Raw genomic sequence first — 26,729 nt, forward strand, 5'->3', positions numbered from 1 at the left:
CGAACGACGACGAACCGGCGCCTCGCGCGCAGAGGCCGGAGGACCGTCTTGTCAGCACAGAACCCGATCGAGAAGAAGAGCGCCGTCGTCGGCAGCGAGGGCGCGACCACGCGTCCGGCTGCGGGATCCCGCTACCGCGGCATGGTGCGTCCGGTCCGGACGATCGCCATCCTCGGCGCGGTGGGCGCGCTGGTCGGCGCCATCGCCCTGCCCGCCTTCGCCTCGGCGAACGGGACGGCCGGTGCCGCACCCGTGACGACGCAGCGGATCGCCGCCGACAACGCGCAGTCGATCGTCGTCGCCTCCGAGGCGACGCAGGCGACCAGCGAGCGCAGCACGTTCACCGCGACCACGCCCGGCGAGATCGAGGCGAAGAAGGCCGAGGCCGCCGCGGCGGCCCGCGCGGCTGAAGTCGCCGCCGCGGCGGCCGCCAGGGCCGCACAGCCCGCCTCGTCGCCGTCCTATGCCGGCTACGCGATGGTCGCACCGGGATCGGGCCTGATCCGCTACCCGCTGCTGCCCGGCAGCTACACGAGCGGCGAGGGCCCGGGGTCCGGCCGCGGGCACCAGGGCTGGGACATGCTCGCCCCGCAGGGCACCCCGATCTACGCGTCCATGGCGGGCACCGTGACCGGGTCCGCCGAGAGCATCGGCGGCTACGGCGTGTGCATCATCATCCAGAGCGACATCAACGGCACGGGCGTGGAATCGCGCTACGGGCACATGGTCTACGGCAGCCGGCTGGTCCAGCAGGGCGAGCAGGTCGCGGCGGGGCAGCTCATCGGAATGGTGGGCAACACGGGCAACTCGTACGGATCGCACCTGCACTTCGAGGTGCACATCGGCGGCGGCATCGTGGATCCCGAGTCCTGGCTCGCCGCGAACGCCGGCTGAGCATCGACAGCGGACGCTTTCACGGCGTCCGGGGGATCCTCAGGTTCCAGGGATGACATGAACGTCACGTTCGGGTAACGTCGAAGAATCGTCGGCGAGAAGCCCGTCGACGATCGCCATGACGGTTGCCTCCCGGCTCGTCGCCGTCACCGGCTGATTCGTGCACGTGTGTCCCGACGCGAGTGTGCACCGAACAATGAGGACGAGTGGCGCCTGCGCCGAGGCCAGGAGAAACCTTTTGGCCGCTGAACTCGAACCGTCCGAGAAGTCCGTCGCCGCGCCCCCGACCCGCGGCCCGAAGCACAATCGCTCCGCCGGCGGCGTCGTGCGCACCATGCGCACGGTGGTGATCCTCAGCGCGGTGGGCGCCCTGGTCGCCGCGATCGCCCTGCCGGCGTTCGCCTCCGGCGCGCCCACGACGCAGGCCGCCGCGGTGACGTCGCAGCAGCTCGCGGCGGGGCACGCGCAGTCGATCGTGGTCGCGTCCGAAGCGACGGCGGCCCCGGACGAGCGCAGCGCCTTCACCGCGACCACGCCGGATGAGATCGCGCAGAAGAAGGCCGCAGACGCCGCCGCTCAAGCGGCGAAAGCCGCTGCCGAGGCCGCCGCCGCGCGCCCGGCGACGACCTCCTTGCGCACCTCGATGGCGCCGATCGCGCAACCGGGTCAGGTCATCTATCCGATGGCCGCCGGCTCCTACACGCTCACCGACGGCTACGGGGCTCCCCGTGACGGCGGGCGCATCCACACGGGCCAGGACTTCGCCGCGCCCGTCGGCACTCCGATCTACGCCGCCGCCGACGGCTGCGTCACCGTCTCGCAGGAGAGCTACGGCGGCTACGGCGTGACGGTCATGATCTCGCACCCGGCGCTCAGCGGCGCCAACGCCGTCTCCACGCTGTACGGGCATATGACGTACGGCAGCCGCGCCGTCCAGGTCGGCCAGTGCGTCACCGCGGGCCAGTACCTGGGTGAGGTGGGCAGCACCGGCTGGACGGCGGGATCCTGCCTGCACTTCGAAGTGCAGATCAACGGCACCCCGATCGATCCGCTCGCCTGGCTCGAGGTCAACGTCCGCTGAGCCGACACGGATGCTGTTCACCGGAAGTTCTCCGGGTGGTCGGTGCGCAATGGGTTAGCCTGATCCCGTCGTCGCAAGGGTGGAGGAACTCGATGGAGCGAATACCGGTCGTCCGAACCACGGACGCACTCGGTCGCCTCGTTCTTCGGCATCGCCCGCAGGATCTGCACGGCGCCCCTCTCCGGTGGGTCGTCGCGCGCGTAAGGCGCCGTCTCTCGTAGACGGCGCCTTTCGTCATCCTGCGGGCCCTCCGCCTGCGCACGGTCGAGAGACCGGGAAGCCGTCCCGGTCGGATCGAAGGGATGCAGGATGCGCACTCTGGTGCTCAACGCAGGATACGAACCGCTGGCGATCGTGTCGTTCCGACGCGCGCTCGTGCTGGTCATGAACAAGAAGGCGTCGGTCGTCGAATGCGTCGACGATGATCCCGTCTGGGCGGCGAGCGGGAGCTACGACAGACCCGCCGTGATCGTGCTGAGCCGGTACGTGCGCATGCCGCGGGCCCGGTACGCACCGGTCACCCGCCGCGGGGTGCTGCGCCGTGACGGCAGCCGCTGCGGGTATTGCGGCAAGAGCGCCTCCACCATCGACCACGTGCTGCCGCGCTCCCGCGGGGGCAAGAATTCCTGGGAGAACCTGGTGGCGTGCTGCCTGCGCTGCAACAACGTGAAGAGCGACCGCACCCCGCAGGAGATGGGGTGGGAGCTGAGGCTGACACCCGCACCTCCGCGCGGCAGGGGCTGGACCGTGCGGGGAGCGGAGCGCAGCGATCCCAGCTGGGAGCCCTACCTGGCGACGGCGGCGTAGTGCCTCCTCGCCGGTCGTTAGACTGGGAGGGCGCCTTCGTAGCTCAGTCGGATAGAGCGGCCCTCTCCTAAAGGGCAGGTCGCAGGTTCGAATCCTGTCGGGGGCACCATCGCGACGGGAATCGGCGCCGCTGCTACGCCGGCACCGCCTGCACCCGCTCCGTCCGCGTCGCGGCACGACGCAGCATCGCGGCGCCGAGGAGCCCGAGCAGCAGGAACGCCACCGCGATGAGCAGCGACCAGCGCACGCCCTCGGTGAAGCCCCGGGACAGCGCTCCGACGGCGTCCATGGTCTGCGCGCCGAGGGGGCTCGCCGCGCCCTGCGCGCGCAGCTGCGCGATGCTCGTGCCGGCCGACTGCCGTGCGGCGCTGGTGAGCTGGTCCGCCGCGCTGCCGGTCACGCCCACGGCGCCGAGCGCGGTCGGCAGAGTGAGGCTCAGCGTGACGGAGAGCGCGGCGCCGGCGAAGGCGGTGCCCAGTGCCGACCCGATCTGCCGGACGGTGCTCTGCGCGGCCGAGCCCTGGCCGGAGATGCCGACCGGCACGTCGCGCAGCACCGTCCCGGTGAGCTGCGCGGAGGCGAGGCCCAGCCCCAGGCCGTAGACGACGAGGGGGATCGCGATGGCCCACGCGGGCGTCGTGGCCTGCATGATCAGCGCGAGCACGGCAGCTCCCGCCACCTCCATGGTCAGGCCGATGAGCACGGTGCCGGGCGCGCCGAAACGCGCGGCGAGGTGCCGGGCGGCGGCACCGGATGCGAACGCGCCGAGGGCCATCGCCGCGAGCACGACGCCCGCGCCGAGCACATCCAGCGCCAGCACGTTGATGAGGTACAGGGGCAGGACGAAGATGATCGCGAACTCGCCGACCGCGACCATGGCCGCCGTCACGTTGCCCCACGAGAACGTGGGCAGCGTGAACAGGCGCAGATCCAGCAGGGCGGAGCGCTCCACCCGTTCGCGGTGGTTCTCCCACCGCACGAACAGCGCGATCGCGACGACGGCGATCGCCGCGGCGACGGGGACCGCCGAGATCGGCGCGGTGGACGGCCAGACCCAGCCGAACAGGACGAGATCCGTCTTCGGCGTCCACCAGCCGAGATCGGGACCCTCGATCACGGCGAAGACCAGCGCGCCGAATCCGATCCCGCTGAGCAGCGCGCCGTCCACGTCCACGCCGGGCCGGATCCCCTTCGTGCCACGGGTCTCCGGCACCAGCAGCAGCCCGGCGATGAACACGAGCACCCCGAGCGGGAGGTTCACGAGGAAGATCCAGTGCCACGAGGCCCACTGCGTCAAGGCGCCCCCGGCCAGCGGTCCGATCGCGGCAGCACCCGAGATCACGGCGCCCCAGACGCCGAACGCGACGGCGCGATTGCGCCCGCGGAACACCGCGTTCACGGTCGACAGCGTCGACGGCATGATCAGCGCGGCGCCCACCGCCTGCACGGCACGCGCGCCGATGAGGGGACCGGCCGCCGATGCCCCGGAGGCGAGTGCGCTGCCCAGGACGAAGACGCCGACGCCGACCAGGAACAGCCGCTTGCGCCCCCACCGGTCGGCGAGCCGGCCTGTGGACAGCAGCAGGGCCGCGAGCAGGACCGCGTAGAGGCTGTTGACCCACTGCGCATCCGTCAGGGTGAGGTGGATGTCGCGGATGATGTCGGGCAGCCCGACGCCCACGATCGTGCCGTCGAGCACGATCATGCCGAGCCCGACCGCCAGCACCGCGAGACCGGCCCAGGTGCGGGCGGAGGGAGTCTGTTCGGGGTCGGAAGCGGTCATCACATCAGTACATCGTTCCTCGCGCCAGGGCGCATCCATCCTTCGATGGACGGCCCCGACACGACGAAGGGGCGCCCGAGGACGCCCCTTCGTCGTGCAGGCGGTCAGTTCGCGGCGCGGTACGCCTCGATCACCGTGGCCGGGATGCGGCCGCGGTCCGACAGCTTGTAGCCGTTCGCGCCGGCCCAGGTGCGGATCGACGCGGTCTCGGGGTTGCGGTTCGGGCGCTTTGACGTCACGGCGGGGCGTCCGCCGCCCGCGCGCTGGGTGCGCCGACCCGTGGATGTGTACGGTGCCAATGCCGCGCGGAGTTCTGCGGCATGTGCGTCCGTGAGGTCGATCTCGAATGCGTTGCCGTCGAGAGAGAAATGAACAGTCTCGCCTTCTCCGACTTCGAGGACGGAACCGTCGATATCGTCGACGAGCTGATGAATGATTTTGCGTGCCATGACGACAAACATATGCGGACGAATTGCAACTGGCAATCATTGCATTGCCGGAATGTCATTCGTGTCCGGGGTCGATGAGCACGGCCTCATGCATTCCCGAGGTGATCAGCAGGATCCCACGCCGTGATGGCTCACCGTTCAGGGGATCAGGCCGTCGCGGCGAGCGCGCGCGACGGCGGCGTGCCGGGTCGGTGCGTCGAGCTTCGACATCGCGGTGCCGAGATACGCCTTCACGGTCGATTCCCGCAGGCCGAGCTGCGCGGCGATCTGCGCGTTGGTCTGCCCCAGCGCGGCGCACGCGAGCACATCGCGCTCCCGGGGGGACAGGTGCGTGGCGCGCGCTGTCGTCGCCGGCGGGGGAGAGGAGAGCGCCAGGATGCGCCGCTCGACCTCTCCGATCCGCTCTCGCACCGCCGGGTCCCCCACCAGCGCCGCGATGCTGCGCAGTTCCGCATAGCTCTGCCGGAGCTCCTCACGCTGCGCGGCGCTCAGCCCGATCGGCAGGACCGGGGCGTCCGCGGCGTGGAGGCGGCGCTCCACCTCCTCCCGGATGCGCAACTCGGCGGCCAGGGCGTCGGCGATCTGCAGCGCGGGCGCCGCGGCCACGCCGCGCGCCGGAGCGGCCTCCCAGCCGCCGGCGTAGAGGACGCCGCGCGGACGGCCCGCGACCACGACGGGAATCGCGAGCAGGGTGCGCAGACCTTCGCCGAGCACGAATCCGTCGTAGTCGTGGGTGATCTGCTGGGAGGATCCGTAGTCCTGCGTCATGCGCGGACGCAGCTCGGTCATCGCCCGGCCGCCGAGGCCGCGCTGCGGTTGCACCCTGAGGCCTTCCAGGCTTGCGGTGCGATTTCCGACAATGGTGGTGACGGCGACCTCGCCGCGAGACAGCAGTCCGCCGAACGCGACGGGGAACCGGGTGCGCCGCACCAGTTCGCGCACCGCCTGCGCGACCAGATCCGCCTCGGACGCGACCTGTTCGAATGCGTTCACCCACTACCGGCTTCCCGGGCCCGACGGCCCCGCCCTTTGTCGTGTCGAGATTAGCACCGGGCACATTTCCGCCGTGTGCGAATGCCGCGCAATCGCATTCGATGGCGGGCAGGTGCGCGCCCGCCCCGGCGGCCTACACGCCGGGGCGAACGACGTTCTGGGGCCGCCGCCGGGCCGCCGCATCCGCCTCCAGATCGAGCAGATACCGCTTGCGCTCCGGATGCGCCCCGTAGTGCCCGGCGGAACCGTCGGCGCGCACGACCCGGTGCACCGGCACGATGATCGAGAACGGGGTGTTGCGGCAGGCGGTGCCCACCGCGCGGGCGGCGCCGGGGCTGCCCGCACGGGCGGCCACCTCGCCGTAGCTCGCGCTCTCCGCCCACGGGATCTCGCACACGGCCTGCAGGGCGGCGCGGGTGAAGCCCTCGACCATCCGCCAGTCCAGGCGGAGATGATCGTCGAAGCGCACCGGCTCGCCGGCGAAATACGCCTGCAGCAGCGCTTCGAGTTCGGCGGCGGCACCCGGATCCGGTTCCGGCAGCGCGTGCAGGCGCCGCGCAGCCGCCTCGAGAGCCCAGGGCGCGTCACGGTGCAGCCCCTCCGGGAGATCGAAGGCGATGACGCCCTCGTCGGAGAACACGACGAGGGCATCACCGAACGGGGTGTCGGCGAAGTCGTAGCGGAACGTCATGCCCCCATCCTGCGTCACGCCGCCCGCGGCCGGGGTGCGCTCACGCAATCGGGGGAATCCGTGCAGAAAAGGCCCGCTGTGGAGGAGGAAAGCGGTGCAAATGGCCGAAACTCGGCGGATCTGACGGTTCCACACGCGCGGCACGCCTAGTCTTTGTCGTGTGTGGCGACGTGACGGCAAGACGGCGGAGGAGAAGTCCGTGACGCCCAGCGACGTCAGCGTGGCCGAGCCGGGTGTCGATGTCGCGCATGCGGCGACGACCGAGCGCGCACGGCTCAGGGCCGAGGCTGCCGAACTCGGCGGGCCGTCTCCGCTGACGGCCTATCGCGACGTCTCCGCCGCGGGGATCGACATCTCCCGGGCGCACCCCGGCAGCCTGCCGCAGTTCATCACGGGCCGCTCCACACTGCTGTCGAACCTGTTCCGCGATGAGGTCGGGCTGCGCACCGCGCGGCTCGCGGCCGATCGGATCACCGCGAAGCACACGGAACTGCGCACCGTGCGCGGCATCGACGCCGTGCATCTCGCGGTGGGGCTCACGACCTGGCGGATCGGCGGCATCGACTATGCCGCGCCCATGCTGCTGCGCCCGCTCGCGATCCGCCGGCACTACGCGGACTACGAGCTGAAGCTGCACGGGCAGTTCTTCGTCAACCCCGAGCTGGTGCGCATCGCGCGCGACCACTTCGGGATCACGATCGACGACGCCCGCCTCTCCGCCCTCGCCTATCAGAACGGGGTGTTCGCGCCGCAGGCGGCGATCGACATGCTGCGCGCGGCGACGGCGACGATCGACACCTTCTCCGTGCAGCCGCGCATGGTGGTGTCCACGTTCGCCGATGTCGGCACCGCGATGGCGCGGGACGCGCACGAGCTGGATCACCCCGTGCTGAATGCGCTCGCCGGCCACGTCGCCGATCGGGAGCGGGTGACGTCACCCGGACCCACCCCGTCCGCTGCCGGACCGGACGATCGCGCCCCCGCCTCCGACAACCTCCTCCTCGACGCCGACGCGGAGCAGGAGCAGGTGCTCGCCCGGATCGCCGCCGGGCACTCGCTCACCATCTCCACGCTGCCGGGCACCGGCGGCACGCAGACCGTCATCAACGCGATCGGCGAACTCGTGCGTGCGGGCAAGCGCGTGCTCGTCGTCTCGCCGCGCCGGTCCACCCTCGACGGCGTGCGGCACCGGCTGAGCGGCATCGGGCTGGACGGATTCGCCGTCTCGCCCGCCTCGGTCCGGCGCGATCTGGTGCGCGCGATCGGCCGCAACGAGAAGGCCACGCCGCCCAAGCTGGCCGAGATCGACGATGCGCTGCTGCGCCTGCGCACCGTGCTGCGCGACTACCGCCGAGCGCTCACCGCGCGGGATCCGGCCCTCGACGCCAGCGTGCTGGACGCGACGCGCATGCTCACCCGGCTGGCGCTGCTTCCGGTGCCGCCGTCGACGTCCGCGCGCCTCGGACGGCAGGCCCTGCAGAGCCTCGCCGACGACCGCGCGCATGCGGCGGAGATCCTGCGGCAGGCGGCGCGGCTGGGCGAGTTCCGCTTCGGTCCCGACGATTCGCCCTGGTACGGCGTCACGTTCGCCTCCACAGAGGAAGCGCGGAAGGTGCACGCGCTCGCCGAACGCCTGCATGCGAGCACCGTGCCCGCCCTGCTGGAGCGCGGCTACGAGCTCGTCGCGCAGACCCGGATGCGTCCGTTCGCGACGATCTCGGAGCTCGGCGACTACCTGCGGCTGATGCAGGGCATCCGTGACTCCCTCGACCGCTTCGCCCCCGCCGTCTTCGAGCGGCCGCTGGGCGAGCTGATCAAGGCGCACGGCGCCCGTCGCGACACGGCCGCGATGACCGGACCGAATCGCCGCCGGCTGCGCAAGCTCGCGAAGGAGTACGTGCGGCCGGGTGCGCACGTCGGCGACATGCATGAGGCGCTGAGCCGGATCCAGTCGCAGCGCACGCAATGGCAGCGCTACGTGGACGCCGGTGTCGCGCCCGAAGTCCCGCTCGGGCTGGCCGACGTCTCCGTCGCTTCGCAGCAGGTGGATGCCGAACTCGCCGAGCTCGACGTCGCACTGGGCCGCCGCGAGCCGCTCGCGTCTCTGCCGGTCGCCCGCCTGGTGCGCACCCTCGCCGGCCTCGCCGCCAAGTCGGACGTCTTCGAGAACCTGATCGAGCGCGCGCAGATCCGCGACGAGCTCGCCGCCCTCGGCCTGGAGCCGCTGCTGATCGACCTGTCCACCCGGCACCTCGCCGAGGACAGGGTCGGCCCCGAACTCGAGTTCGCGTGGTGGCAGTCGCTGCTCGAACAGGCGCTGCAGAACAACCGCTCCCTGCTCGGCGCGAACACCGCGGTCGTCGACCGCCTCGAACGCGACTTCCGGCTCGTGGACGAGGCCCACGCGGCCGCGTCCGGCCCGCTGCTGGCCTGGCAGCTGAGCGGGCAGTGGCGGATCGCGATCGTGGACGAGGCGACCGAGGCGCAGAACCTGCGGCACGGCCTGACGAACAGCCGCACCACGGTGGCCGAGCTCATGACCGCCGCGCCGACCCTGATGCGCGTGCTCGCCCCGGTCTGGATCGCCTCGCCGTACCAGGTGCCGGACATCCCCGACACGGCCGGATTCGACACCGTGATCCTCGTCGACGCCGCCGCGATCAACCTCGCGGAGGCGACACCGGCGATCCGCCGGGCCCGCCAGGTCGTCGCCTTCGGCGACCCCGTCGCGCAGAAGCCCACCGCGTTCGACGTCGCGACCGTCCCGGCGGAGGATCGCGACGAGGAGGCCGAGTTCGACGACGTGTCGGTGTTCGAGCGGCTCTCCGAACTGCTGCCCGTGGTCACGCTGACCCGCAGCTACCGGGCGGGCGGCGAAGACCTGGCCGAGCTCATCAACGACGCGTTCTACGGCGGCGAGATCGTCTCGCTGCCCTGGGCGGGCTCGTACCTCGGCCGCGGATCCCTCGCGGTCGACTACGTCGAGGGCGGCGTGGGGATCCCGCACCCGGTCACGGGGGCGATGGAGAGCCCGGAGGCCGAGGTGGCGCGCGTGGTCACGCTCGTCGTCGAGCACGCCGTGCACCGCCCCGCCGAGACGCTCATGGTGGTCACCGCCAGCCGCACGCACGCCGAGCGCGTGTTCAGCGCCGTGTCCGCGGCCTTCGCCGGCCGCTCGGACGTCGCCGACTTCGTGGGCCGCGACACGCAGGAGCCGTTCGTCGTGCTGACCCTCGAGGAGGCCGCAGCGGAGAGCCGCGATCGCGTGATCCTCTCGCTCGGCTTCGGCGTCACCAAGCACGGCAGAGTGCTCAGCGATTTCGGGGATCTGTCCACGCCCGACGGCGACCGCCTGCTGACGATCGCGATGACCAGGGCGCGTCGCTCGATGGTGATCGTGTCATCGATCCGTCCGTCCTCATTCGATGAGGGGCGCCTCGAGCATGGGGCCGCGACCCTCATGTCGATCCTCGGGGACCTCGCCGGGCACGCCCGCGAGGAGCGCGCCGAGGATCAGGCGGATCCGCTCACGCTCGCGCTGGCACGGGAGCTGCGCCGGATCGGGGTGTCGGTCGATGTCGACTACCGCGGTCTGCTGCCGCTGGTCGCGCAGCACCGTGGCAAGGCCGTCGTCATCGAGCCGGATCCCGAATCCCGCCCGGAGTCGCTGCGCGAGACGCTGCGACTGCGTCCGCAGGTGCTCCGGCGCCTCGGCTGGCACTACATCCGCGTGCACGCCTTCGACCTGTACAGCGATCCGGCGGGCGTCGCGCGCCGCATCGGCGAGGTGCTCGACGTGCCGAACGACGCGCCACACGTGGACGGAGACACCCAGCCGATCGACGGGCCGGATGCCTGAGGAAGCCGCCGGTGACGGTGCGGACCGGCAGCGGGTCGTCCGCGTGCGCGGATCCCGGCGCGCGCAGCTGACCGCGGCTCCCGGCACTCACGCCGAGCCGGACGAGCGCGACCGTGAGGGGCCCGCCGCCGCGGAGGAAACCGGCGGTCCGAACGACGACCGGATGCGCCGCGAGGTGCCGCCGCACTACTGATCACCCGCGACGAAACGCCCGCGCTGCTCTTTCCTGAAGGTGCGCTCGATATCGTCGCCGCGCATTCAGGGAACTGCAGCGCGAGTGGCCAAGCGCGCAGAACGGTGCAGCGCTGCCAGGGAAGTGCAGCGCGAGCCTGGTGGGGAGCCCAGGAACGACGAAGCCCCGGTCGCCAAGGCGCCGGGGCTTCGGAAATCGATCCGGTCAGACCGACTGCTGCTTCGCGAGCAGGTCGCGGATCTGGGTGAGCAGCTCCTGCTCGCTCGGAGGGGCAACCTCCGCGACGACGGGGTTCTTCGCGGCCTGGCGCTCCTTCAGCTTGTTCATCGGCACGACGAACACGAGGTAGACGATCAGCGCGATCGCGAGGAAGTTGATGATCGCGCCGATCACGGCGCCGATCCCGAAGACGCCGATCTTGAAGCCGTTGAGGTCCTGCGCGTTGAACAGCAGACCGATGAGCGGGTTGATCAGGTTGTCGACGATCGCGCCGATGATCGCCGAGAAGGCAACACCGATGACGAACGCGACCGCGAGATCGATGACGTTGCCCTGTGCGATGAAATCTCTGAAGCCTTTGATCATTTCAATCTCTCCCTTGAGAGCCGGCCTCAGGATGCAGAGGCCGTTGTGGCGGCGGGTGCGGATTTCGCACTCGTCGTGGATTCCGATTTCGATGATGCCGGAGCGGACGAAGAATCACCAGATCCCGCCCGCGAGTCGTTCCGATAGAATCCGGATCCGTTGAATGTCACGCCGATCGATCCGTACTCCTTGCGGAGCCTGCCCAGGCAGGCAGGACACTCCGTCAGCGCGGAGTCGGCGAACGCCTGCACGGCATCGAAACGGTGTCCGCACTCGGTGCAGGCGTAGGAGTAGGTGGGCATGGGGCCTCGCAGATCTCGGTTCGGAAGGTTCAGGAAAGCGGGAAGACGACGGTGCGCAGCGGCGTGACCGCTCCCGTGACGGGCTGGTCGTGCACGTCGCGCGGCACCTCGTCGAGGATCTCGGAGTCGAACACCACGGCGTAGACCGGCGGACACTTCTGCATCGAGCCGAGCGTGCGGTCGAAGTAGCCGCGCCCCCAGCCCATCCGCATGCCGCTGCGGTCGACGGCCGCGGCGGGAACGAGCAGCAGATCGACCTCGTCGAGGACCATCGGGTTGAGGATCTCGCCGGTCGGCTCCGGCAGGCCGTGCAGGCCGGTCGCGATCTCGTCGTCGGATCCGGCCACCGCCCAGTCGAGCAGTCCGTCCTCGCGGGTGATCGGCAGCAGCACCCGCACGCCCCGGGCCACCGCGTCGCGGATGAAGGCGCGCGTGCCGGGCTCGGTCGTCGTGGACAGGAAGCAGGAGACCGATCGCGCACCGGTCGCGGCGAGCAGCTCATCGAGCCGGGTGGTCAGGGCGGCCTCGGCGGCGGCGCGCTGCGCGTCGGACAGCAGCGCTCGCCGCTCCCGGAGGTCGGCCCGCAGCGCGCGTTTCGCGTGGTCGATCTCGCCCGGCATGGACCCGATTCTATCGTCGCCGGGCTGCGCGGAGGCGGGGAGCCGGTCGGCGCCTCTTCGCGGGGTCCGGGCCGGATCGCGTGACTAAGCTGAGCGCATGTCGAAGCCACGCATCAAAGCCGTCATCCCCGCGGCCGGCCTCGGCACGCGCTTCCTGCCCGCCACCAAGGCGATGCCGAAGGAGATGCTCCCGGTGGTCGACAAGCCGGCGATCCAGTACGTGGTCGAAGAGGCGGTCGCGGCCGGGATCGACGACATCCTGGTCATCACCGGGCGCAACAAGAACGCGATCTCCGACCATTTCGACGCCGTCCCCGAGCTGGAGGCGCGACTCGTCGAGAAGGGCGACCACGGACGGCTCGCGCGCGTCGTCGCCTCGAGCGACCTGGCCGACATCCACTATCTGCGCCAGGGTGAGCCGAAGGGCCTCGGTCACGCGGTGCTGCGAGCGCGCACCCATGTCGGCGACAACTCGTTCGCGGTACTGCTCGGCGACGACCTCATCCACGAGACCGACCCGCTGCTGACCACGATGATCCAGGAGCATGAGCGCACAGGGGCGGCGGTGATCGCGCTGATGGAGGTGGATCCTGACCAGATCCACCTGTACGGCACGGCCGCGGTGGAGGGGCCCGTCGACGGCGATATGGTGCGCGTGACCGGACTCGTGGAGAAGCCGGCCAAGGAGCAGGCGCCGTCGAATCTCGCGGTGATCGGGCGCTACGTGCTGCCCGCGGCCGTGTTCGACGTGCTGGAGCGCACCCCGCCGGGCAAGGGCGGGGAGATCCAGCTGACCGACGCGCTGCAGGAACTCGCTGCGGAGGCGGACGGCCCCGGGGTGCGCGGAGTGATCTTCCGCGGCCGCCGTTACGACACCGGCGACCGGGTGGAGTACATCAAGGCGATCGTGCAGCTCGCGGTCGATCGGGACGACCTGGGGCCGGAGCTGCGCGGATGGTTGAAGGAGTTCGCGGACCGGCTGTGAGCCCGCGGAGCACGACGATGGACACCACGGTGACGATGCGACACGGACCGGTCGAGCTGCGGCTGATCCGACCCAAGGATGCGCGTGCCCTGCAGCACGAGCTGCTCACCAACCGGCGCTGGCTGCAGCCCTGGGAGGCGACGCTGCCGGGCATGCAGACCGGGATCGACATGCGCGTGAGCATCCGCCGCCTGCTGCAGCAGCACCGGGACGGAACCGGCTACCCCTTCGTGATGGAGTACGGCGGACAGATCGCTGGCCAGCTGAACATCTGGGGCGTCATGCGCGGATCGCTGTGCTCGGCGACCATCGGCTACTGGGTGAGCGAGCGGTTCGCCGGACACGGCATCACCCCGGCGGCCGTCGCGATGGCGACGGATCTGGCCTTCGCGGATCTCGGCCTGCATCGCGTGGAGATCTGCCTGCGCCCGGAGAACCGGCCGAGCCTGCGCGTGGTGCAGAAGCTCGGCTTCCGGTACGAAGGGGTGCGCCGCCGCTTCATCCATATCGACGGCGACTGGCGCGATCATCTGGCGTTCTCGCTCGTCAAGGAGGACGTGCCGGAGGGTGTGCTCGCACGCTGGGCGCAGGGCCGCGTGCCCGCGGAATGGGGAGCGGTGCCCCCGACGGATCTGCCGTCGGCCGATCTGCCCGGCTGAGCTGGGCTCAGCCCGTTACCGGCTCATTCTCGCGCTGAGCGACCGGCCGGCGGATCCCGATCCACGACACGATCCCGCCGATCGCCATGAGCGCCGCCGTCACTCGGGCGGCGTCGTGGAAGCCGCCCAGGTTCAGGGTACCGCCGACGATCGTCGAGAGCATCGCCACGACCAGCAGGCCGGCGACGCGGGCCACCGCGTTGTTCACGGCGGATGCGATGCCCGAGCGGGACTCGTCGATGGAACCGAGGATCGCCGAGGTGAGCGGCGCCACCGTCAGCGACAGGCCGATCCCGAGAACGATCATCGACGGCAGCACCTGCCACCAGTAGTCGAACTGCTCGGACACGAACAGGAGCAGCAGCGCGCCGACGGCCATGATCAGGGGGCCTGCGGCCATGAACACGCGCGGACCGAACCGGCCGGACAGGCGTCCGGCGCGCGAGCTGAGCAGGATCATGAGGATCGTGATGGGCAGGCTCGCGAGACCCGCGACGGTCGCCTTGAGTCCCGCGCCCTGCTGCAGGTAGACGCCGATCACGAAGCCGTTCAGGGAGAGCGCGGCGTAGACGAACAGCGTCGCCAGGTTTCCCCACGCGAAGTTGCGCACGCGGAACAGCGACAGCGGCATGAGCGGCTGCGGTCGGCGCTGGCGCAGCAGGAACACGATCAGGAGCACGGCGCCGCCGATCGCGGTGACGAGGATCAGGGGGGACGACCAGCCCTGATGCGGCTGCTCGATCAGGGCGTAGACGACGCCGCCCAGGCCGACGGCGCAGAGCACCCCGCTGAGCCAGTCCACCCCGGTGGTGCGCGCCTGCTCCGGCAGGCGCAGCCGGGCGAGCAGGAACAGGGTGACGGCGATCGGCAGCACGTTGATGAGGAACACGAATCGCCAGGACATGAAGTCGACGAACAGGCCGCCCAGCAGCGGGCCGACCAGCTGCGCGGCTGTCGTGAACGCCGTCCACACGCCGATCGCCCGCGACTGCACCTCGCCGCGCATCACCGCGGTGATCAGCGCGAGCGAGCTCGGCACCAGCAGGGCGCCGGCGGCGCCCTGGGCGGCGCGGGCGATGATCAGCACGACCGGGGTGGGCGCCGCGGCCACGGCGATCGAGGCGATGCCGAACGCGATCAGTCCGATCCGCATCACCAGCACGCGTCCATAGGCGTCGGCGACGGAACCGGCGAGCAGGATCAGCGCGCTGAGCGTGATCAGATACGCGTCGACCGTCCACTGCTGGGTCGTGATGCCTCCGCCGAGCTCGCGGCTGATCGCGGGCAGGGCCACCGTGACGACCGTGCCGTCCAGAAACGTCACGAACGAGGCGAGCACGGCGACCGCGATGACAAGGCGATGCAGAGGGGTGAACGAGGTCACGAGCCGACCCTACCCGGATGCGCGGACACCGGGGCCCGCTCGCCGGATCCTCGGGAATCTGATGCGGCGCGCGCGTCACGTGCGCGTGTCGGCAGGCCGGCGGGCTCGGCGTCGCATACCGTGGAGCGCATGAACGGGCCGGTGCTGAGCGGGGGCGTGATCGTCCTGGTCGCGGTGCTGCTGTGGCTGCTGTACTTCCTGCCCTCCTGGCGCGGGCAGAACCAGTACGACGCCGCGGAGCGCAACGCGCTGCGGCTGAACCGCGCGCTGCGCGTGCTCGCCGAGACCAGCGAGGCGCCGCGCGAGGTGCAGCTGGAGCTCACCGCCCGCACGGCTCTCGCCCAGCAGAAGCTCGCGAAGAGGCTGCAGGCCGATCGGGAGCAAGCCGATCTGCAGCGCCTCCGGGAGCAGCTCGCCGCCACGCACGCGGATCCGGCGTTCCGTCGCGCCCGCGCCCGCCGGCGCACCCGGCTGATTGCCACGGCCCTGATGGTGCTCGCGCTCGCCGCACTGGGCGTCGGCGTCTGGCAGCAGCTGAGCGTCGGGAACCCGATGCTGCTGTGGGCCGGGGGATCGGTGCTCGTGCTCGCGGCGCTCACCCTGCAGCGCATGTCGGCCGTGTCCGCCCGGGCCGCGCTCCGCGCCGCACCCGCTGCGGCCGCTCCGGCTGCGCCGGTGCCGGTCGAGGCGCCGGAACTGCACGATCAGGGGCCGCGCACGTGGTCGCCGCGCACCCTCCCCGAACCGCTCGTCTCCGTCACCGGAAGCCGCGCGCACGCCGCTCGGGCCACGATCGACGCGCAGGCCCTCGCCCGCGAAGCCGCCCGCGCGGCCGAGTTGCAGCGCCGGGCCGAGCTGATGGCACCGCCGGCTCCGGCCGAGCTCGCCGCGGCGGCGGCCGCATCGGAATCGCCCTACGCCCAGATGGGCTACGTCGACGACGCCGAGATCGAGGCGCACGTGCGTCAGCTGCTCGCCCAGCGCGCCGCCGGCTGAGCGATCTCGACACGCCCGACCGACGCGGTGCCGGCCGCGGATGAGCGGCCGACGCGCACCCTCATGTTAGGCTGTTCGAGTTCACGGGCCCATGGCGCAGTTGGTAGCGCGCTTCGTTCGCAATGAAGAGGTCGGGGGTTCGAATCCCCCTGGGTCCACCAAAACGAGAAGCCTCGAGCAGATGCTCGGGGCTTCTCTCTGTCCTGGAGATGTCGTCCTCCACGCCCCGCGGTCGCGCGCGTTTCGTCAGGATGCCCGCGAGCGACGATGATGGATCCCATGGGTGAATCGACTTCCTGCGGTCCCGACTGCGCGTGCGGTGCGCCGGCGCGCGAGGTGCTAGCGGGCGAGCGCATCGCGCTACCACTGCTCCGCTCGACGGGTGGGGAGGACCGGGATCGGCGCGGCCGTCACGAGATCGTGCAAGCACGGATCCCCGCCGGCTCGTTCCTGATGGGCGATTCCTCGGGCGACGAGAACCGCGGTGACGGCGAGACGCCGCGGCACAGGGTCGAGCTCGAGGGGTTCGAGATCGATGCGACGACGGTCACCAACGCCGACTTCGCCCGCTTCGTGGACGCGACCGGCTATCGGACCGAGGCGGAGACGTTCGGGTTCTCCGCCGTGTTCCACCTGGCCGTGACCGCGCCTGACGCCGACATCATGGGTCCTGCCGCCGGCACGCCGTGGTGGTACGGGGTGCGCGGAGCGGATTGGGCGCACCCGGGCGGATCCGCGTCCGATCTGGACGGCTTGGACGACCATCCCGTCGTGCACGTGAGCTGGAACGACGCGCTCGCTTACTGCGACTGGGCCGGCCGGCGCCTGCCCACCGAGGCGGAGTGGGAGTATGCCGCGCGCGGCGGGATCGACGGCGCGAAGTATCCGTGGGGCGATGAGGAACCCGACGACGGCGGCTGGCGCACGAACATCTGGCAGGGATCCTTCCCGCGGGAGAACACCCTCGACGACGGCTGGCTGACCACCGCCCCGGTGCGTGCCTTCGCCGCCAACGGGTACGGGCTCCACCAGCCCGTCGGCAACGTGTGGGAGTGGTGCGCGGACTGGTTCGATCCACGCGCCTACGAGCATGCGGCGGTGGTGGATCCCCGAGGTCCGTCGCACGGGACGGCCCGGCTGCTGCGCGGCGGCAGCTACCTGTGCCACATCTCCTACTGCAACCGCTACCGCAACTCCGCGCGCAGCTCGAACACCCCCGACTCGTCGATGGGCAACGCCGGGTTCCGCACCGTCTCGCTCCGAACGGAGAACGCATGAGCACCAGCCGCTTCCCCCGGCACGTCTACGACCGCGGCGAGGAACCCGACGCGCGGTTCACGCTCGCGAACGAGCGCACCTTCCTCGCCTGGATCCGCACCTCGCTCGCGCTGCTCGCGGGCGGAGTCGCGCTCGAGGCGCTGGGACTCGGGATGCACCCGGGCTTCCGGCACGCGGCGTCGATCCTGCTCATCGTCGCGGGCCTGCTGACGCCGGTGCAGGCCTGGCTGGGCTGGATGCGCACGGAGCGGTCGCTGCGGGAGTCGACCCCGCTCGCACCGCCGTGGATCGCGATCCCGCTGGCGGTCGTCGTCGTCGCGACCGGCGTCCTTGTGCTGCTCGGGGTGCTCCTGGCGTGACCGGCGACCGCGAGCGGGTCTTCGACCCCGGACTGCAGCCCGAGCGCACCGCGCTGGCCTGGCGCCGCACGGCGCTCTCGCTGGCCGGCGGGTCCGTGATCGTGATGCGGATCCTGCCCTCGGTGATCGGCGCGGCCGCGCTCGTGCTCGGCTTCGCGGGGCTCGCGCTCGCTCTCGTCGTCCTGGTCGGCTCGCACCGCAGATACATGCGCCAGCACCGCGCCCTCACGTCGACCGAGCCCGTCGTGCTGCGCTCCGGGTGGCCCGTCGTCGCGCTGACGGCGGCGACCCTGCTCGTCGGCGTGCTGTGCCTGCTGTTCGTGCTCGTCCGGGCGTGACGTCGCCGACGGGAAACCGCGGCCGAGGGCGTAGCGTGGCGACGTGGAGAATCCCGAGCTGCCGCCGACCCTCGACCCGCTGCCCGACCGTCCGGCGCCGGACAACCCGCAGGGCAAGCTCGTGCTGCTGCGGCACGGCGAGACCGAGTGGTCGCGGAGCGGGCGGCACACCGGTCGCACCGACATCCCGCTGACTGAGCGCGGCGAGGAGCTGGCGCGCCTGGCCGGATCCCTGGTCACCGGCTACGACTTCGGTCTCGTGCTCTCCTCGCCGCTGCAGCGCGCCCGGCGCACCGCGGAGCTCGCGGGGTTGCACGCCGAGGTCGACTCGCTGCTCGTCGAATGGGACTACGGCGGCTACGAGGGCCGCACCACGAAGGACATCCGCGCCGAACTCGGCTACAACTGGAGCGCGTTCACGCACGGCGTGATCCGCGGCGAGACCCCAGGGGAGACCGTGGAAGAGGTGGCCGCGCGCGCCTCCCGGGTGCTCACCCGGGTGCTTCCGGCGATGGCCACCGGCGATGTTGCGCTCATCGCACACGGGCATTACCTGCGGATCCTGACCGCGGTGTTCCTGCGGCTGGCTCCGCGCTTCGGCGCGGCGATCACGCTCGATGCCGGATCCGTCTCGGTGCTCGGCTTCTCGCGCGAGGAGCCGGCGATCCTGGCCTGGAACCACGGCCCGCAGCTGCCGCTGGTCCCGTCGGAGTCCTGAGCATCAGCCGCCTCGACCGCCACAGATGACTCAGTCGGCGAGGCGGTTCCGCTGCTCGGCGAGCGTCTCGTCGTCCGGCGCGTCAGGAAGCGGCACGGCGCCCGTGTGCCCCTCGCGCTCGTAGTCGGGGCGCGGCGGCTGGCGACGCTGGTGGGCGCCCTCGCCGCCGAGCCGTCCGCCGTAGGGGCGGCCGTGATCGGCGTACTCGTCGCGCACGAAGACGAAGCGCCAGCCGTCCGCGGTGAAGCGCGCGCCGGTGTGCAGCGTCTCGGCGGTGCGGCCCTCCTCCTCGGCAGCCTTGCCGATGTTCGCACTGGTCTCACCCGCGCCGATCAGCTCGAGGTCGTAGTCATCGTGCCCATCGTGGCGGATGATCGCGTGCACGGGCGCCAGCCCGGGCAGGCTCACCTCGCAGTCGGGCGCGGATCCGATGCGCGTCTCGTCGGCGGTGATGTCGTGCACCAGGCGCGTCTCGTCGGAGCTGATCAGCAGGCGGGGATGTCCGGCGCCCCACTCGGCGTGCGTCGTGGTGCCCATCGGCCGTGATCGGGTATCCATGATCCTTCCTCCTTTGCACCCCTGCGGTGATCGTAACCCCGCTGGGAGGCGCGGTCGCCGGTTTCGGCGGAACGGGGGCGGGCCCGGCGATCAGCTCTCGAGCAGGGCCTCGAACTCGGCCATCACGTCCGCGCGATACGCGTCGACATCCAGCTGCGCCGGGGGCACCTCGCCGTCCAGGAACGCCGTCATGCCGGCCGCGAGGGCGCCGTCGTCCTGATCGACGATCCGGATGGATCCTTCGGGGAGCGCCCCGAAGACGGATCCGAACGACGTCGACACGATCGGCAGCTCGCAGATCGCCGCCTCGATGAGCACCATCGGCTGGCCCTCGTAGAGGCTGGACAGCACGAAGCAGTCCGAGGCGGCCAGCAGCGCGTAAGGATTGCGCTGGACGCCGGTGAGGAACACCACGTCCGTCGCTCCGGCCTCGTCGATCTGCTGCTGCAGTTCGGCGCGCAGCGGGCCGCCGCCGACGATCAGCAGCCGGGTCTCCGGGTGCGCGGCGTGCACGGTGAGGAAGGAGCGGATCAGGCGTGCGTGATTCTTCTCTGGGGAGAGCCGGCCGACCGTGATGAACCAGCGCAGCTCGCCCTCGTCGTCCTGCAGGGCCTCGAACCAGGCGGGAGCCGGCTCACGCTCGCCCTCGGTGTCGGGATCGCCCTCGAAGAGCGCGCTGAGCGGACGGAGCATGCCGCGGGTCACGTGCTCCACGTCCGGGAAGTTGCGCACCGTGCGGAACCGGTCGGCGGGGGCGTACTCGGCGAGCTCGATGCGGTTCAGCTCGGTGAGCTGGTGCGACACCGAGACGAGCTGGTCGTATTCGGGGTACATCGCGAACACGGCGCCGAGGCTGCGTCGCATGCGCGCCTTGCCGTTGACGGTGCGCTCCCGGTCGGCCGCCATCTCGTTGTGCATCCAGACCGCACGTGTCGGCGGCGTCCCGGCGGCGTCCCGCGCGGGGGCGTGCAGCAGCAGGCTCGTCCACATCGGGCCGTACCCGCTGAAGTCGGCCACCCAGTCGTAGCGGGAGTCGCCGAACACGCGCGCCCACTCGGCGCGCCACATGTTCTCGTGCCAGGGTTCCGTGCCGGGCTGCCGGGGGGAGCCGCGCCAGTCGTCGATGCGACGGCGCAGGTGCACGACCTTGGATCCGTTCATCCCGCCGATCCGGAACACCTGTCGCACCTCGGCGGGGATCCGCGCCTGCGTCAGCGGGTCGGTGGAGAGGCGTCGCTTGGGCAGGAGCGCCGTGACGTCGTACTTCGAGTGATCCAGCGCCCCCAGCAGGTTCAGGGCCGCGGTGGTGATGCCGTTCGGCTTCATGCCGCCCAGATAGACGAGCAGGCGGGTGCGGCCGTCGTGCGCGGTCGGCCGAGCCCGGTAGCCGTCGCGGCGCCCGCCGAAGACGATGTCGACCACGCGCGCGGTGGCGTCGCCGTCGTCGAACGGCGCGAAACGCTGCACCCACGACGCGTACTGCGGGTGCGGATCCGCCCCGTCCGCGAGCAGCGCACTCAGCGCCCGGCCGGTCTCGGCGGCATCTGCGGACACCGGGCCGGGCAGGGTGTCCAGCGGCATGTAGGTGCCGCGGCCCGACGAGTACAGATCGGCGTCGGGGGTGAAGAACGCCACGGGCCGGCCGGTCGCGAGGTAGTCGAAGAAGATCGACGAGTAGTCGGTGACGAGACCGGCCGCCGCGCCCAGCAGCACGTTCGTCGGGATCGTGTTGGGGGCCAGGGAACGGGCGAGCTCCGGCCGTTCCGCGGCGTGCGCGTGCACGATCTGGTGCGTCTTCAGCACCACGACGCGGTCGGGGCCCACGCCCTCCTGCAGCGCCGCGAGCTGGGCTGCCAGCTCATCGATGTTGTCCTCGGGGTCGTCGAAGGAGGATCCGCGCCAGGTCGGCGCGAACAGCACGATGGCGCGGCCGTCGAGCACGACGCCGGTCTGCTCGAGCTCGGCGCGCACGGCGGCCTCGGCGTCGGCGTCGAGGCGCTGCCGGTCGATGCGCGGGTAGCCTTCCTCGATGATCGTGCCGGGGTACACGTTCGTCAGCCGGTAGGCGCTCTCGTACATGGTCTCGGCCATGAACGGGTTGGCGGCGAGCAGATAGTCGGACATCAGGAAGTTGCGCAGCGTGTTCCCGGACTGCACCGCGCCGTTCGGCATGTCGAAGCCCATGAGCTTCAGCGGGGTGCCATGCCACGTGTTCAGGTACACCTGACCCGGCCGCTTGCCGAACCAGCTCGGGAACGTGGCGTTGTTGACGAGCCACCCGCTGACGGCCAGCGCCTGCCGGTAGGAGGCGGATCCGCGGCGCACGAACGACACCCGTGCATGTCCGTCGAACTCGGCGCGGAACCGGGCGAGGGCGGCGTCGTCCGCGATCACCCAGACGTGCGTCAGATGCGCGTACGCGGGGTCGGCCAGCAGGTGGCGGAAGATCGCCTCGGGGTTGCAGAGCACGCCGTTGCCGGCGAACGATTCGTACAGCACCTGATCGGAGCGCAGCGGGCGCGAGCGCCAGAAGGCGATGCGCTCGGCCTCGACGGCGCGCTTCAGACGGCGGGCGGTGGTCCGCAGACGCCGCACAGGAAAGGGGAGGGGCACCGATCCAGGATATTCGCCCGCTCCCGAGGGAATGCTCACAGCGACGCGGACGCCGTCATCGGCGCGATGACAGGGATCTCGGAGCCGGCGCCAAATCCCGACGGCTACGCTCGGGGGCTGTGACCTCCTCCGCCGTCCTCAGTGCTCCGGAGCGGCCGAACCTCCCCTCGGGCGCGGCCGGGGAGACGCCGAACCCTCGGCACCTCGCGCGCTGGGCGGTGATCGTGGGCCTGTTCGCGGTGGCCGTGAGCGCCGCCGGGAGCTGGATCCCTTCGCTGTGGGGCGACGAGGCGGCGAGTCTGATGTCGGCCACGCGTCCGCTCGGCACGCTCTGGCCGATGCTGAGCTACGTCGACTCCGTGCACGGTCTCTACTACCTCGGGCTGCACGCGTGGATCGACGTGTTCGGACCGAGCGCGTTCTCGATCCGGTTCCCCTCGGCCCTCGCGATCGGCGTCTGCGCCGCCGCGGTGGTCTGGCTGTGCGGGCGATTCGGGACGATCCGGTTCGCGATCCTCGCCGGCGTGTTCACAGCTACTCTGCCCCGGCTGATCTTCGCGGGGGAGGAGGCCCGCTCCTACGCGACCGGAGCCGCCCTCGCCGCCGTGCTGGTCGTGATCCTGGTCGAGATCGCCCGCCGTGAGGGCCGCGCGCGCGGCGGCTGGATCGCCTACACAGCGGTGCTGACGGTCGCGATCTGGGTCTTCCTCTACTTCGCGCTGATGGTGGCCGCGCTCGCCGTCGTCGTGGCGTGCTCGGCGCCACTGCGCCGCCGGTGGCGGGCGTGGGCGGTGAGCACGGGGATCGCGCTGGTGCTCGCGTCGCCGCTGGCCTGGTTCGGGTTCCTGCAGCGCCGTCAGATCGCCTTCCTCGCGATCCGCGAGACCATCACGCCCAAGGTCGTACTCAGCGACATGTGGTTCCAGGAGTGGTGGTTCGCCGTGATCGCCTGGGTGGTCGTCCTGGTGGCGGTCGTGCCGTTCGTGATCGAGACGGTGCGGATCCGCCGCGCGGGCGGGCGGCTGGGGCTGCGGCTGGAGACCGTGGCGCTGGCCTGGATGAGCGTGCCGATGGGGCTGCTGCTCGTGGCGAGCCCGTTCGTGGCGGGCTACACCGCGCGATACGGGACCTTCTCCGCCCCGGCGGTCGCCATCATGATGGCCCTCGGCGTGCGCCGGCTGGCCCGCCTCGGCCGGTCGCGATGGGTCGTCGGCCTTGCCGGGCTCGCCGTCGCCGCGGTGCTGATCGCGGCGGTCCCGGTCGCGATCTCGCAGCGCGGGCCGTACTCCAAGAACGCCTCGGACTGGAACGACGTCTCGACCTTCATTCGGACGAACGCGAAGGCCGGCGACGGGATCGTCTTCGACGACGGCGCGCGGCCCTCGCAGCGCACCCGGCTGGCGAAGGACACGGATCCGTCGGCCTTCCGCGACGTCACCGATCTGCTGCTGAAGACCCCGTTCCAGAACTCGTACACCTGGTACGACCAGACGTACTCGATTCCGCATGCGGCCCAGCTCGGCCGGTTCGACGGCGTGAGCCGGGTGTGGGTGGTCGAGCTGAAGTTCGAGGGCGCGGTGGACAGCTGGGGGCTCAGGGATCTGACCGACCTCGGCTTCCACGCGGTCCGTCGCGTCGAAGGCTACGGCAGCGTGATCCTGCTCTACGAGCGCACGGCGACCGACAGCCGCTGACGCGGCAGGGAAGCCCTGTGTCGCGCGTTTGTGCCGCGACCGCGCATCGTGCACTGACCGCGAGACTCCACTTCTGGCGTGACACTCCGCTGCAGCAGCGGCGTCTCGTGCGAATAGTGGAGTCTCGCGGAGGGGTGGGTGGGGGCGGGGAGCCTTAGAGCTCCGGGACGATGCGGATCGCGCCCTTGTCGGCGGACTGCGCGAAGTGCGCGTAGGCGCGCAGCGCGGGACTGACCTCGCGCACGCGGTTCTTGGGGCGGTAGCCGCCGTTCGCCTCGAGGTGCTCGCGGCGGCGCTCCAGCTCATCCCACGGCACGTCGAGCTCGAGCTTGCGGGTGGGGATGTCGATCGAGATGACATCGCCGTCCTCGACGAGCGCGATCATGCCGCCGGCGGCGGCCTCGGGCGAGACGTGTCCGATGGACAGGCCGGAGGTGCCGCCGGAGAAGCGCCCGTCGGTGATCAGCGCGCAGGCCTTGCCGAGTCCGCGGCCCTTCAGGAACGACGTCGGGTACAGCATCTCCTGCATGCCGGGGCCGCCCTTGGGGCCCTCATAGCGGATGACGACGACGTCGCCCTCCTTCACCTGCTTGTTCAGGATCTTCTCGACCGCCTCGTCCTGCGATTCGCAGACCACGGCGGGGCCGGAGAACGTCCAGATCGACTCGTCGACGCCGGCGGTCTTCACGACGGCGCCGTTCTCGGCGATGTTGCCGTGCAGCACACCCAGGCCGCCGTCCTTCGAGTAGGCGTGGGTGACGTCGCGGATGCAGCCGCCCTCGGCGTCGGTGTCGAGGGTGGCCCAGCGCTCCGACTGCGAGAACGCGGTGGACGAACGCACGCCGCCCGGGGCCGCGTGCCAGAGGTCCTCAGACTCGGCCGAGGCGGATCCGCTGCGGATGTCCCACTCGTCCAGCCACTCGCCGAGGGTCGCGGAGTGCACGGTGTGCACCTGGTCGTCGAGCAGGCCGCCCCGGCGCAGCTCGCCGAGCAGGGCCGGGATGCCGCCGGCGCGGTGCACGTCCTCCATGTAGTAGATGCGGCCGCCCGCGGAATTCGGCGCCACCTTCGCCAGGCACGGCACCCGGCGCGAGATCTCGTCGATCTCGGCGAGGCCGAAGTCGACGCCGGCCTCGTGCGCGGCGGCCAGCAGGTGCAGGATCGTGTTGGTTGATCCGCCCATCGCGATGTCCAGGGCCATGGCGTTGCCGAACGCGGCGTGCGTGGCGATGCTCTTGGGCAGCACACTGTCGTCGTCGCCCTCGTAGTAGCGCTGGGCGATGTCGACGACGAGGGATCCGGCCTTCTCATACAGCGCCTTGCGCGCGGTGTGGGTCGCGAGCACCGAGCCATTGCCGGGCAGCGAGAGGCCGATCGCCTCGGTGAGGCAGTTCATCGAGTTCGCGGTGAACATGCCGGAGCAGGATCCGCAGGTCGGGCACGCAGACTCCTCGATGCGCAGCATGTCGGCGTCGGAGATGTTCTCGTTCACGGCGTCGCTGATCGCGTCCACGAGGTCGAGGGAGCGCACCGTGCCGTTGACGAGCGTGGCGCGGCCGGCCTCCATCGGGCCGCCCGAGACGAACACGGTCGGGATGTTCAGGCGGAGGGCGGCGAGCAGCATGCCGGGGGTGATCTTGTCGCAGTTCGAGATGCAGACCAGGGCGTCGGCGCAGTGCGCGTTGACCATGTACTCGACCGAGTCGGCGATGAGGTCGCGCGAGGGCAGCGAGTAGAGCATGCCGCCGTGGCCCATCGCGATGCCGTCGTCGACCGCGATCGTGTTGAACTCGCGGGAGATGCCGCCGGCCTCGTTGATCGCCTCGGCGACGATGCGTCCGACCGGGGCGAGGTGGGTGTGCCCCGGCACGAACTCGGTGTACGAGTTCGCGACGGCGATGATGGGCTTCCGGCCGAGGTCGGCGCCGTTGACGCCGGCGGCGCGGAAGAGGGCGCGCGCGCCCGCCATGTTGCGTCCGTGGGTGACCGTGCGAGAGCGATAAGCGACCATGGTGACCATTGTGGACCTGTCGCGGGCCGTTGCCGAGCCCTGGAGCGAGGAGGGTTTGTACTAGTACTCGGAGTACTGTTTCATCATGATCCGTCCGCGCACTCCCCGCCGCGAGCAGCTGGGGGAGTTCCTCGCCTCCCGCCGCCGCGCCGCAAGTCGTTCCGCCCTGGGCCTGCCGCAGGCCGCACGGCGCGGCGACATCGGTCTCAGCCGCGAAGAGGTGGCAGCGCTCGCCGGGGTCAGCGCGAGCTGGTTCACCTGGCTCGAGCAGGGCCGCGACATCGGCGTCTCCCGTCAGGTGCTTGCAGCGGTGGCCCGCGTGCTGCAGCTCAGCGCGGCCGAGGTCGATTACGTGGTGCGTCTCGCGGGGCCTGCCGAGGACTCCCCGGCCGAGGACGCGGAGCGGATCCCGGATCACCTGCAGCGCCTGGTGGATGCCCTCGCGTTCCCCGCGTTCGTGGTCGCGAGCGACTGGGCGATCGTCGGCTGGAACGCTCCGTACGCGGGGCTCTACGCACCGATCGCCGGGCTGGATCGCGCTGACCGGAACCTGCTCTGGCTCATCTACACCGACCCGCGACTGCGCCGGATGCTGCCCGACTGGGATCAGGAGAGCAGGCGGTTCCTGGCTGAGTTCCGCGCGGAGTCGGGGGTGCGGCTGAGCTCCGACCGGCACCGGGCGCTGATCGGCCGGCTGCTCGAGGCGAGCGAGGACTTCCGGATCCAGTGGGCGGAGCACGCCGTGGAGCGCTTCGCCTCCCGGCAGCGGGTCTTTGAACACCCGACCCAGGGTCGCCGGGTGTTCGAGCACCACAGTCTGGTGCCCTCAGATGCTCCCGGGCTCACCGTCGTGATGTACGTGCCGGTCTGAGACGGGCC

General features: G+C 71.1%; 25 protein-coding genes and 2 tRNA genes. 16 read left to right on the forward strand and 11 right to left on the reverse strand.

What is annotated here, in order from left to right:
• Positions 1-48: 48 nt before the first annotated feature.
• From ABD882_RS11680 to ABD882_RS11695, 4 genes are all read left to right on the forward strand, one after another.
• Positions 49-894 (forward strand): M23 family metallopeptidase, encoded by an 846-nt coding sequence (locus ABD882_RS11680; RefSeq protein ID WP_345187130.1) that lies wholly within the window; start codon positions 49-51, stop codon positions 892-894.
• 238 nt (positions 895-1,132) lie between these two features.
• Entirely contained in the window at positions 1,133-1,975 is an 843-nt protein-coding gene (locus ABD882_RS11685; RefSeq protein WP_345187133.1) for a M23 family metallopeptidase, read from the forward strand.
• Between the two features lie 309 nt (positions 1,976-2,284).
• Positions 2,285-2,782: an HNH endonuclease gene (locus tag ABD882_RS11690; protein WP_345187135.1), complete on the forward strand. Its 498-nt coding sequence runs from the start codon at positions 2,285-2,287 to the stop codon at positions 2,780-2,782.
• A 32-nt stretch (positions 2,783-2,814) separates the two neighbouring features.
• A tRNA-Arg gene (locus tag ABD882_RS11695) sits at positions 2,815-2,891 on the forward strand.
• Between the two features lie 24 nt (positions 2,892-2,915).
• On the opposite strand, the gene ABD882_RS11700 is transcribed toward ABD882_RS11695, so the two are convergent.
• From ABD882_RS11700 to ABD882_RS11715, 4 genes are all read right to left on the reverse strand, one after another.
• On the reverse strand, positions 2,916-4,565 hold the full coding sequence (locus tag ABD882_RS11700; RefSeq protein ID WP_345187136.1) for an MFS transporter: 1,650 nt from the start codon (positions 4,563-4,565) through the stop codon (positions 2,916-2,918).
• Between the two features lie 104 nt (positions 4,566-4,669).
• A complete protein-coding gene (locus ABD882_RS11705) occupies positions 4,670-5,026 on the reverse strand; it encodes a histone-like nucleoid-structuring protein Lsr2 (protein WP_345187138.1) in 357 nt (118 codons plus the stop codon).
• Between the two features lie 126 nt (positions 5,027-5,152).
• On the reverse strand, positions 5,153-6,007 hold the full coding sequence (locus ABD882_RS11710) for a LuxR C-terminal-related transcriptional regulator (RefSeq protein ID WP_345187140.1): 855 nt from the start codon (positions 6,005-6,007) through the stop codon (positions 5,153-5,155).
• Positions 6,008-6,140: 133 nt separating this feature from the next.
• Positions 6,141-6,698: a methylated-DNA--[protein]-cysteine S-methyltransferase gene (locus ABD882_RS11715; protein ID WP_345187143.1), complete on the reverse strand. Its 558-nt coding sequence runs from the start codon at positions 6,696-6,698 to the stop codon at positions 6,141-6,143.
• Positions 6,699-6,897: 199 nt separating this feature from the next.
• Here ABD882_RS11715 and ABD882_RS11720 point away from each other — a divergent pair, with 199 nt between their 5' ends.
• Together ABD882_RS11720 and ABD882_RS11725 are read left to right on the forward strand one after the other, a co-directional pair.
• Positions 6,898-10,557 (forward strand): AAA family ATPase, encoded by a 3,660-nt coding sequence (locus ABD882_RS11720; RefSeq protein WP_425563363.1) that lies wholly within the window; start codon positions 6,898-6,900, stop codon positions 10,555-10,557.
• Positions 10,550-10,750, forward strand: a complete 201-nt coding sequence (locus tag ABD882_RS11725) for a hypothetical protein (RefSeq protein WP_345187147.1) — start codon at positions 10,550-10,552, stop codon at positions 10,748-10,750. Before ABD882_RS11720 ends, ABD882_RS11725 begins: the two co-directional genes overlap by 8 nt.
• A gap of 204 nt (positions 10,751-10,954) precedes the next feature.
• Here the strand turns inward: ABD882_RS11725 and mscL are convergent, their stop codons facing one another.
• From mscL to ABD882_RS11740, 3 genes are read right to left on the reverse strand one after another with little or no spacing between them, the layout of a single operon-like run.
• Complete coding sequence (gene mscL / locus ABD882_RS11730) at positions 10,955-11,335, reverse strand: large conductance mechanosensitive channel protein MscL (RefSeq protein WP_345187148.1); 381 nt, start codon at positions 11,333-11,335, stop codon at positions 10,955-10,957.
• Between the two features lie 26 nt (positions 11,336-11,361).
• Positions 11,362-11,637 carry an FmdB family zinc ribbon protein gene (locus tag ABD882_RS11735; RefSeq protein WP_345187149.1) on the reverse strand — a complete coding sequence of 92 codons (276 nt, stop codon included), beginning with the start codon at positions 11,635-11,637 and terminating at the stop codon, positions 11,362-11,364.
• 29 nt (positions 11,638-11,666) lie between these two features.
• Positions 11,667-12,257 (reverse strand): 5-formyltetrahydrofolate cyclo-ligase, encoded by a 591-nt coding sequence (locus tag ABD882_RS11740; RefSeq protein ID WP_345187151.1) that lies wholly within the window; start codon positions 12,255-12,257, stop codon positions 11,667-11,669.
• 97 nt (positions 12,258-12,354) lie between these two features.
• On the opposite strand from ABD882_RS11740, the gene galU reads away from it, so the two are divergent.
• Both galU and ABD882_RS11750 read left to right on the forward strand, forming a co-directional pair.
• Positions 12,355-13,242, forward strand: coding sequence for a UTP--glucose-1-phosphate uridylyltransferase GalU (gene galU / locus ABD882_RS11745; protein ID WP_345187152.1), 888 nt, complete (start codon positions 12,355-12,357; stop codon positions 13,240-13,242).
• 17 nt (positions 13,243-13,259) lie between these two features.
• Positions 13,260-13,901, forward strand: coding sequence for a GNAT family N-acetyltransferase (locus tag ABD882_RS11750; protein WP_345187154.1), 642 nt, complete (start codon positions 13,260-13,262; stop codon positions 13,899-13,901).
• A gap of 7 nt (positions 13,902-13,908) precedes the next feature.
• On the opposite strand, the gene ABD882_RS11755 is transcribed toward ABD882_RS11750, so the two are convergent.
• Positions 13,909-15,285, reverse strand: coding sequence for an MFS transporter (locus tag ABD882_RS11755; RefSeq protein ID WP_345187156.1), 1,377 nt, complete (start codon positions 15,283-15,285; stop codon positions 13,909-13,911).
• A 129-nt stretch (positions 15,286-15,414) separates the two neighbouring features.
• Between ABD882_RS11755 and ABD882_RS11760 the strand changes: the two genes are divergently transcribed.
• The 6 genes from ABD882_RS11760 to ABD882_RS11785 all read left to right on the forward strand — a co-directional run bounded on the left by ABD882_RS11760 (position 15,415) and on the right by ABD882_RS11785 (position 18,974).
• On the forward strand, positions 15,415-16,281 hold the full coding sequence (locus ABD882_RS11760) for a hypothetical protein (RefSeq protein WP_345187157.1): 867 nt from the start codon (positions 15,415-15,417) through the stop codon (positions 16,279-16,281).
• Positions 16,282-16,366: 85 nt separating this feature from the next.
• A tRNA-Ala gene (locus tag ABD882_RS11765) sits at positions 16,367-16,442 on the forward strand.
• A gap of 118 nt (positions 16,443-16,560) precedes the next feature.
• Positions 16,561-17,559 (forward strand): formylglycine-generating enzyme family protein, encoded by a 999-nt coding sequence (locus tag ABD882_RS11770; protein WP_345187159.1) that lies wholly within the window; start codon positions 16,561-16,563, stop codon positions 17,557-17,559.
• Complete coding sequence (locus ABD882_RS11775) at positions 17,556-17,918, forward strand: YidH family protein (RefSeq protein ID WP_345187161.1); 363 nt, start codon at positions 17,556-17,558, stop codon at positions 17,916-17,918. Before ABD882_RS11770 ends, ABD882_RS11775 begins: the two co-directional genes overlap by 4 nt.
• On the forward strand, positions 17,915-18,256 hold the full coding sequence (locus ABD882_RS11780) for a YidH family protein (protein WP_345187163.1): 342 nt from the start codon (positions 17,915-17,917) through the stop codon (positions 18,254-18,256). Before ABD882_RS11775 ends, ABD882_RS11780 begins: the two co-directional genes overlap by 4 nt.
• A gap of 43 nt (positions 18,257-18,299) precedes the next feature.
• Positions 18,300-18,974, forward strand: coding sequence for a histidine phosphatase family protein (locus ABD882_RS11785; protein WP_345187164.1), 675 nt, complete (start codon positions 18,300-18,302; stop codon positions 18,972-18,974).
• 30 nt (positions 18,975-19,004) lie between these two features.
• Here the strand turns inward: ABD882_RS11785 and ABD882_RS11790 are convergent, their stop codons facing one another.
• Both ABD882_RS11790 and ABD882_RS11795 read right to left on the reverse strand, forming a co-directional pair.
• The gene (locus tag ABD882_RS11790; protein WP_345187166.1) at positions 19,005-19,532 is read right to left on the reverse strand and encodes an FHA domain-containing protein; all 528 of its coding nucleotides are present in this window, start codon (positions 19,530-19,532) and stop codon (positions 19,005-19,007) included.
• A gap of 90 nt (positions 19,533-19,622) precedes the next feature.
• Complete coding sequence (locus ABD882_RS11795; protein WP_345187168.1) at positions 19,623-22,145, reverse strand: CDP-glycerol glycerophosphotransferase family protein; 2,523 nt, start codon at positions 22,143-22,145, stop codon at positions 19,623-19,625.
• 119 nt (positions 22,146-22,264) lie between these two features.
• Here ABD882_RS11795 and ABD882_RS11800 point away from each other — a divergent pair, with 119 nt between their 5' ends.
• Complete coding sequence (locus tag ABD882_RS11800) at positions 22,265-23,839, forward strand: glycosyltransferase family 39 protein (protein ID WP_345187170.1); 1,575 nt, start codon at positions 22,265-22,267, stop codon at positions 23,837-23,839.
• A 154-nt stretch (positions 23,840-23,993) separates the two neighbouring features.
• Here ABD882_RS11800 and ilvD read toward each other — a convergent pair whose 3' ends face one another.
• Positions 23,994-25,850: a dihydroxy-acid dehydratase gene (gene ilvD, locus ABD882_RS11805; protein ID WP_345187171.1), complete on the reverse strand. Its 1,857-nt coding sequence runs from the start codon at positions 25,848-25,850 to the stop codon at positions 23,994-23,996.
• An 85-nt stretch (positions 25,851-25,935) separates the two neighbouring features.
• Between ilvD and ABD882_RS11810 the strand changes: the two genes are divergently transcribed.
• Entirely contained in the window at positions 25,936-26,721 is a 786-nt protein-coding gene (locus ABD882_RS11810; RefSeq protein ID WP_345187173.1) for a helix-turn-helix transcriptional regulator, read from the forward strand.
• The last annotated feature ends 8 nt before the right edge of the window (positions 26,722-26,729 follow it).

It is taken from the genome of Microbacterium panaciterrae (assembly GCF_039541635.1).
Classification (GTDB): Bacteria; Actinomycetota; Actinomycetes; order Actinomycetales; family Microbacteriaceae; genus Microbacterium; species Microbacterium panaciterrae.

What these genes read in the sequence shown, in the direction of transcription:
- ABD882_RS11690 (WP_345187135.1), top strand. Translation starts at nt 2,285, where the DNA reads ATGCGCACTCTGGTGCTCAACGCAGGATACGAACCGCTGGCGATCGTG.
- ABD882_RS11700 (WP_345187136.1), bottom strand. Translation starts at nt 4,565, where the DNA reads ATGACCGCTTCCGACCCCGAACAGACTCCCTCCGCCCGCACCTGGGCC.
- ABD882_RS11705 (WP_345187138.1), bottom strand. Translation starts at nt 5,026, where the DNA reads ATGTTTGTCGTCATGGCACGCAAAATCATTCATCAGCTCGTCGACGAT.
- ABD882_RS11715 (WP_345187143.1), bottom strand. Translation starts at nt 6,698, where the DNA reads ATGACGTTCCGCTACGACTTCGCCGACACCCCGTTCGGTGATGCCCTC.
- ABD882_RS11725 (WP_345187147.1), top strand. Translation starts at nt 10,550, where the DNA reads ATGCCTGAGGAAGCCGCCGGTGACGGTGCGGACCGGCAGCGGGTCGTC.
- mscL (WP_345187148.1), bottom strand. Translation starts at nt 11,335, where the DNA reads ATGATCAAAGGCTTCAGAGATTTCATCGCACAGGGCAACGTCATCGAT.
- ABD882_RS11735 (WP_345187149.1), bottom strand. Translation starts at nt 11,637, where the DNA reads ATGCCCACCTACTCCTACGCCTGCACCGAGTGCGGACACCGTTTCGAT.
- ABD882_RS11740 (WP_345187151.1), bottom strand. Translation starts at nt 12,257, where the DNA reads ATGCCGGGCGAGATCGACCACGCGAAACGCGCGCTGCGGGCCGACCTC.
- galU (WP_345187152.1), top strand. Translation starts at nt 12,355, where the DNA reads ATGTCGAAGCCACGCATCAAAGCCGTCATCCCCGCGGCCGGCCTCGGC.
- ABD882_RS11750 (WP_345187154.1), top strand. Translation starts at nt 13,260, where the DNA reads ATGGACACCACGGTGACGATGCGACACGGACCGGTCGAGCTGCGGCTG.
- ABD882_RS11760 (WP_345187157.1), top strand. Translation starts at nt 15,415, where the DNA reads ATGAACGGGCCGGTGCTGAGCGGGGGCGTGATCGTCCTGGTCGCGGTG.
- ABD882_RS11770 (WP_345187159.1), top strand. Translation starts at nt 16,561, where the DNA reads ATGGGTGAATCGACTTCCTGCGGTCCCGACTGCGCGTGCGGTGCGCCG.
- ABD882_RS11775 (WP_345187161.1), top strand. Translation starts at nt 17,556, where the DNA reads ATGAGCACCAGCCGCTTCCCCCGGCACGTCTACGACCGCGGCGAGGAA.
- ABD882_RS11790 (WP_345187166.1), bottom strand. Translation starts at nt 19,532, where the DNA reads ATGGATACCCGATCACGGCCGATGGGCACCACGACGCACGCCGAGTGG.
- ilvD (WP_345187171.1), bottom strand. Translation starts at nt 25,850, where the DNA reads ATGGTCGCTTATCGCTCTCGCACGGTCACCCACGGACGCAACATGGCG.
- ABD882_RS11810 (WP_345187173.1), top strand. Translation starts at nt 25,936, where the DNA reads ATGATCCGTCCGCGCACTCCCCGCCGCGAGCAGCTGGGGGAGTTCCTC.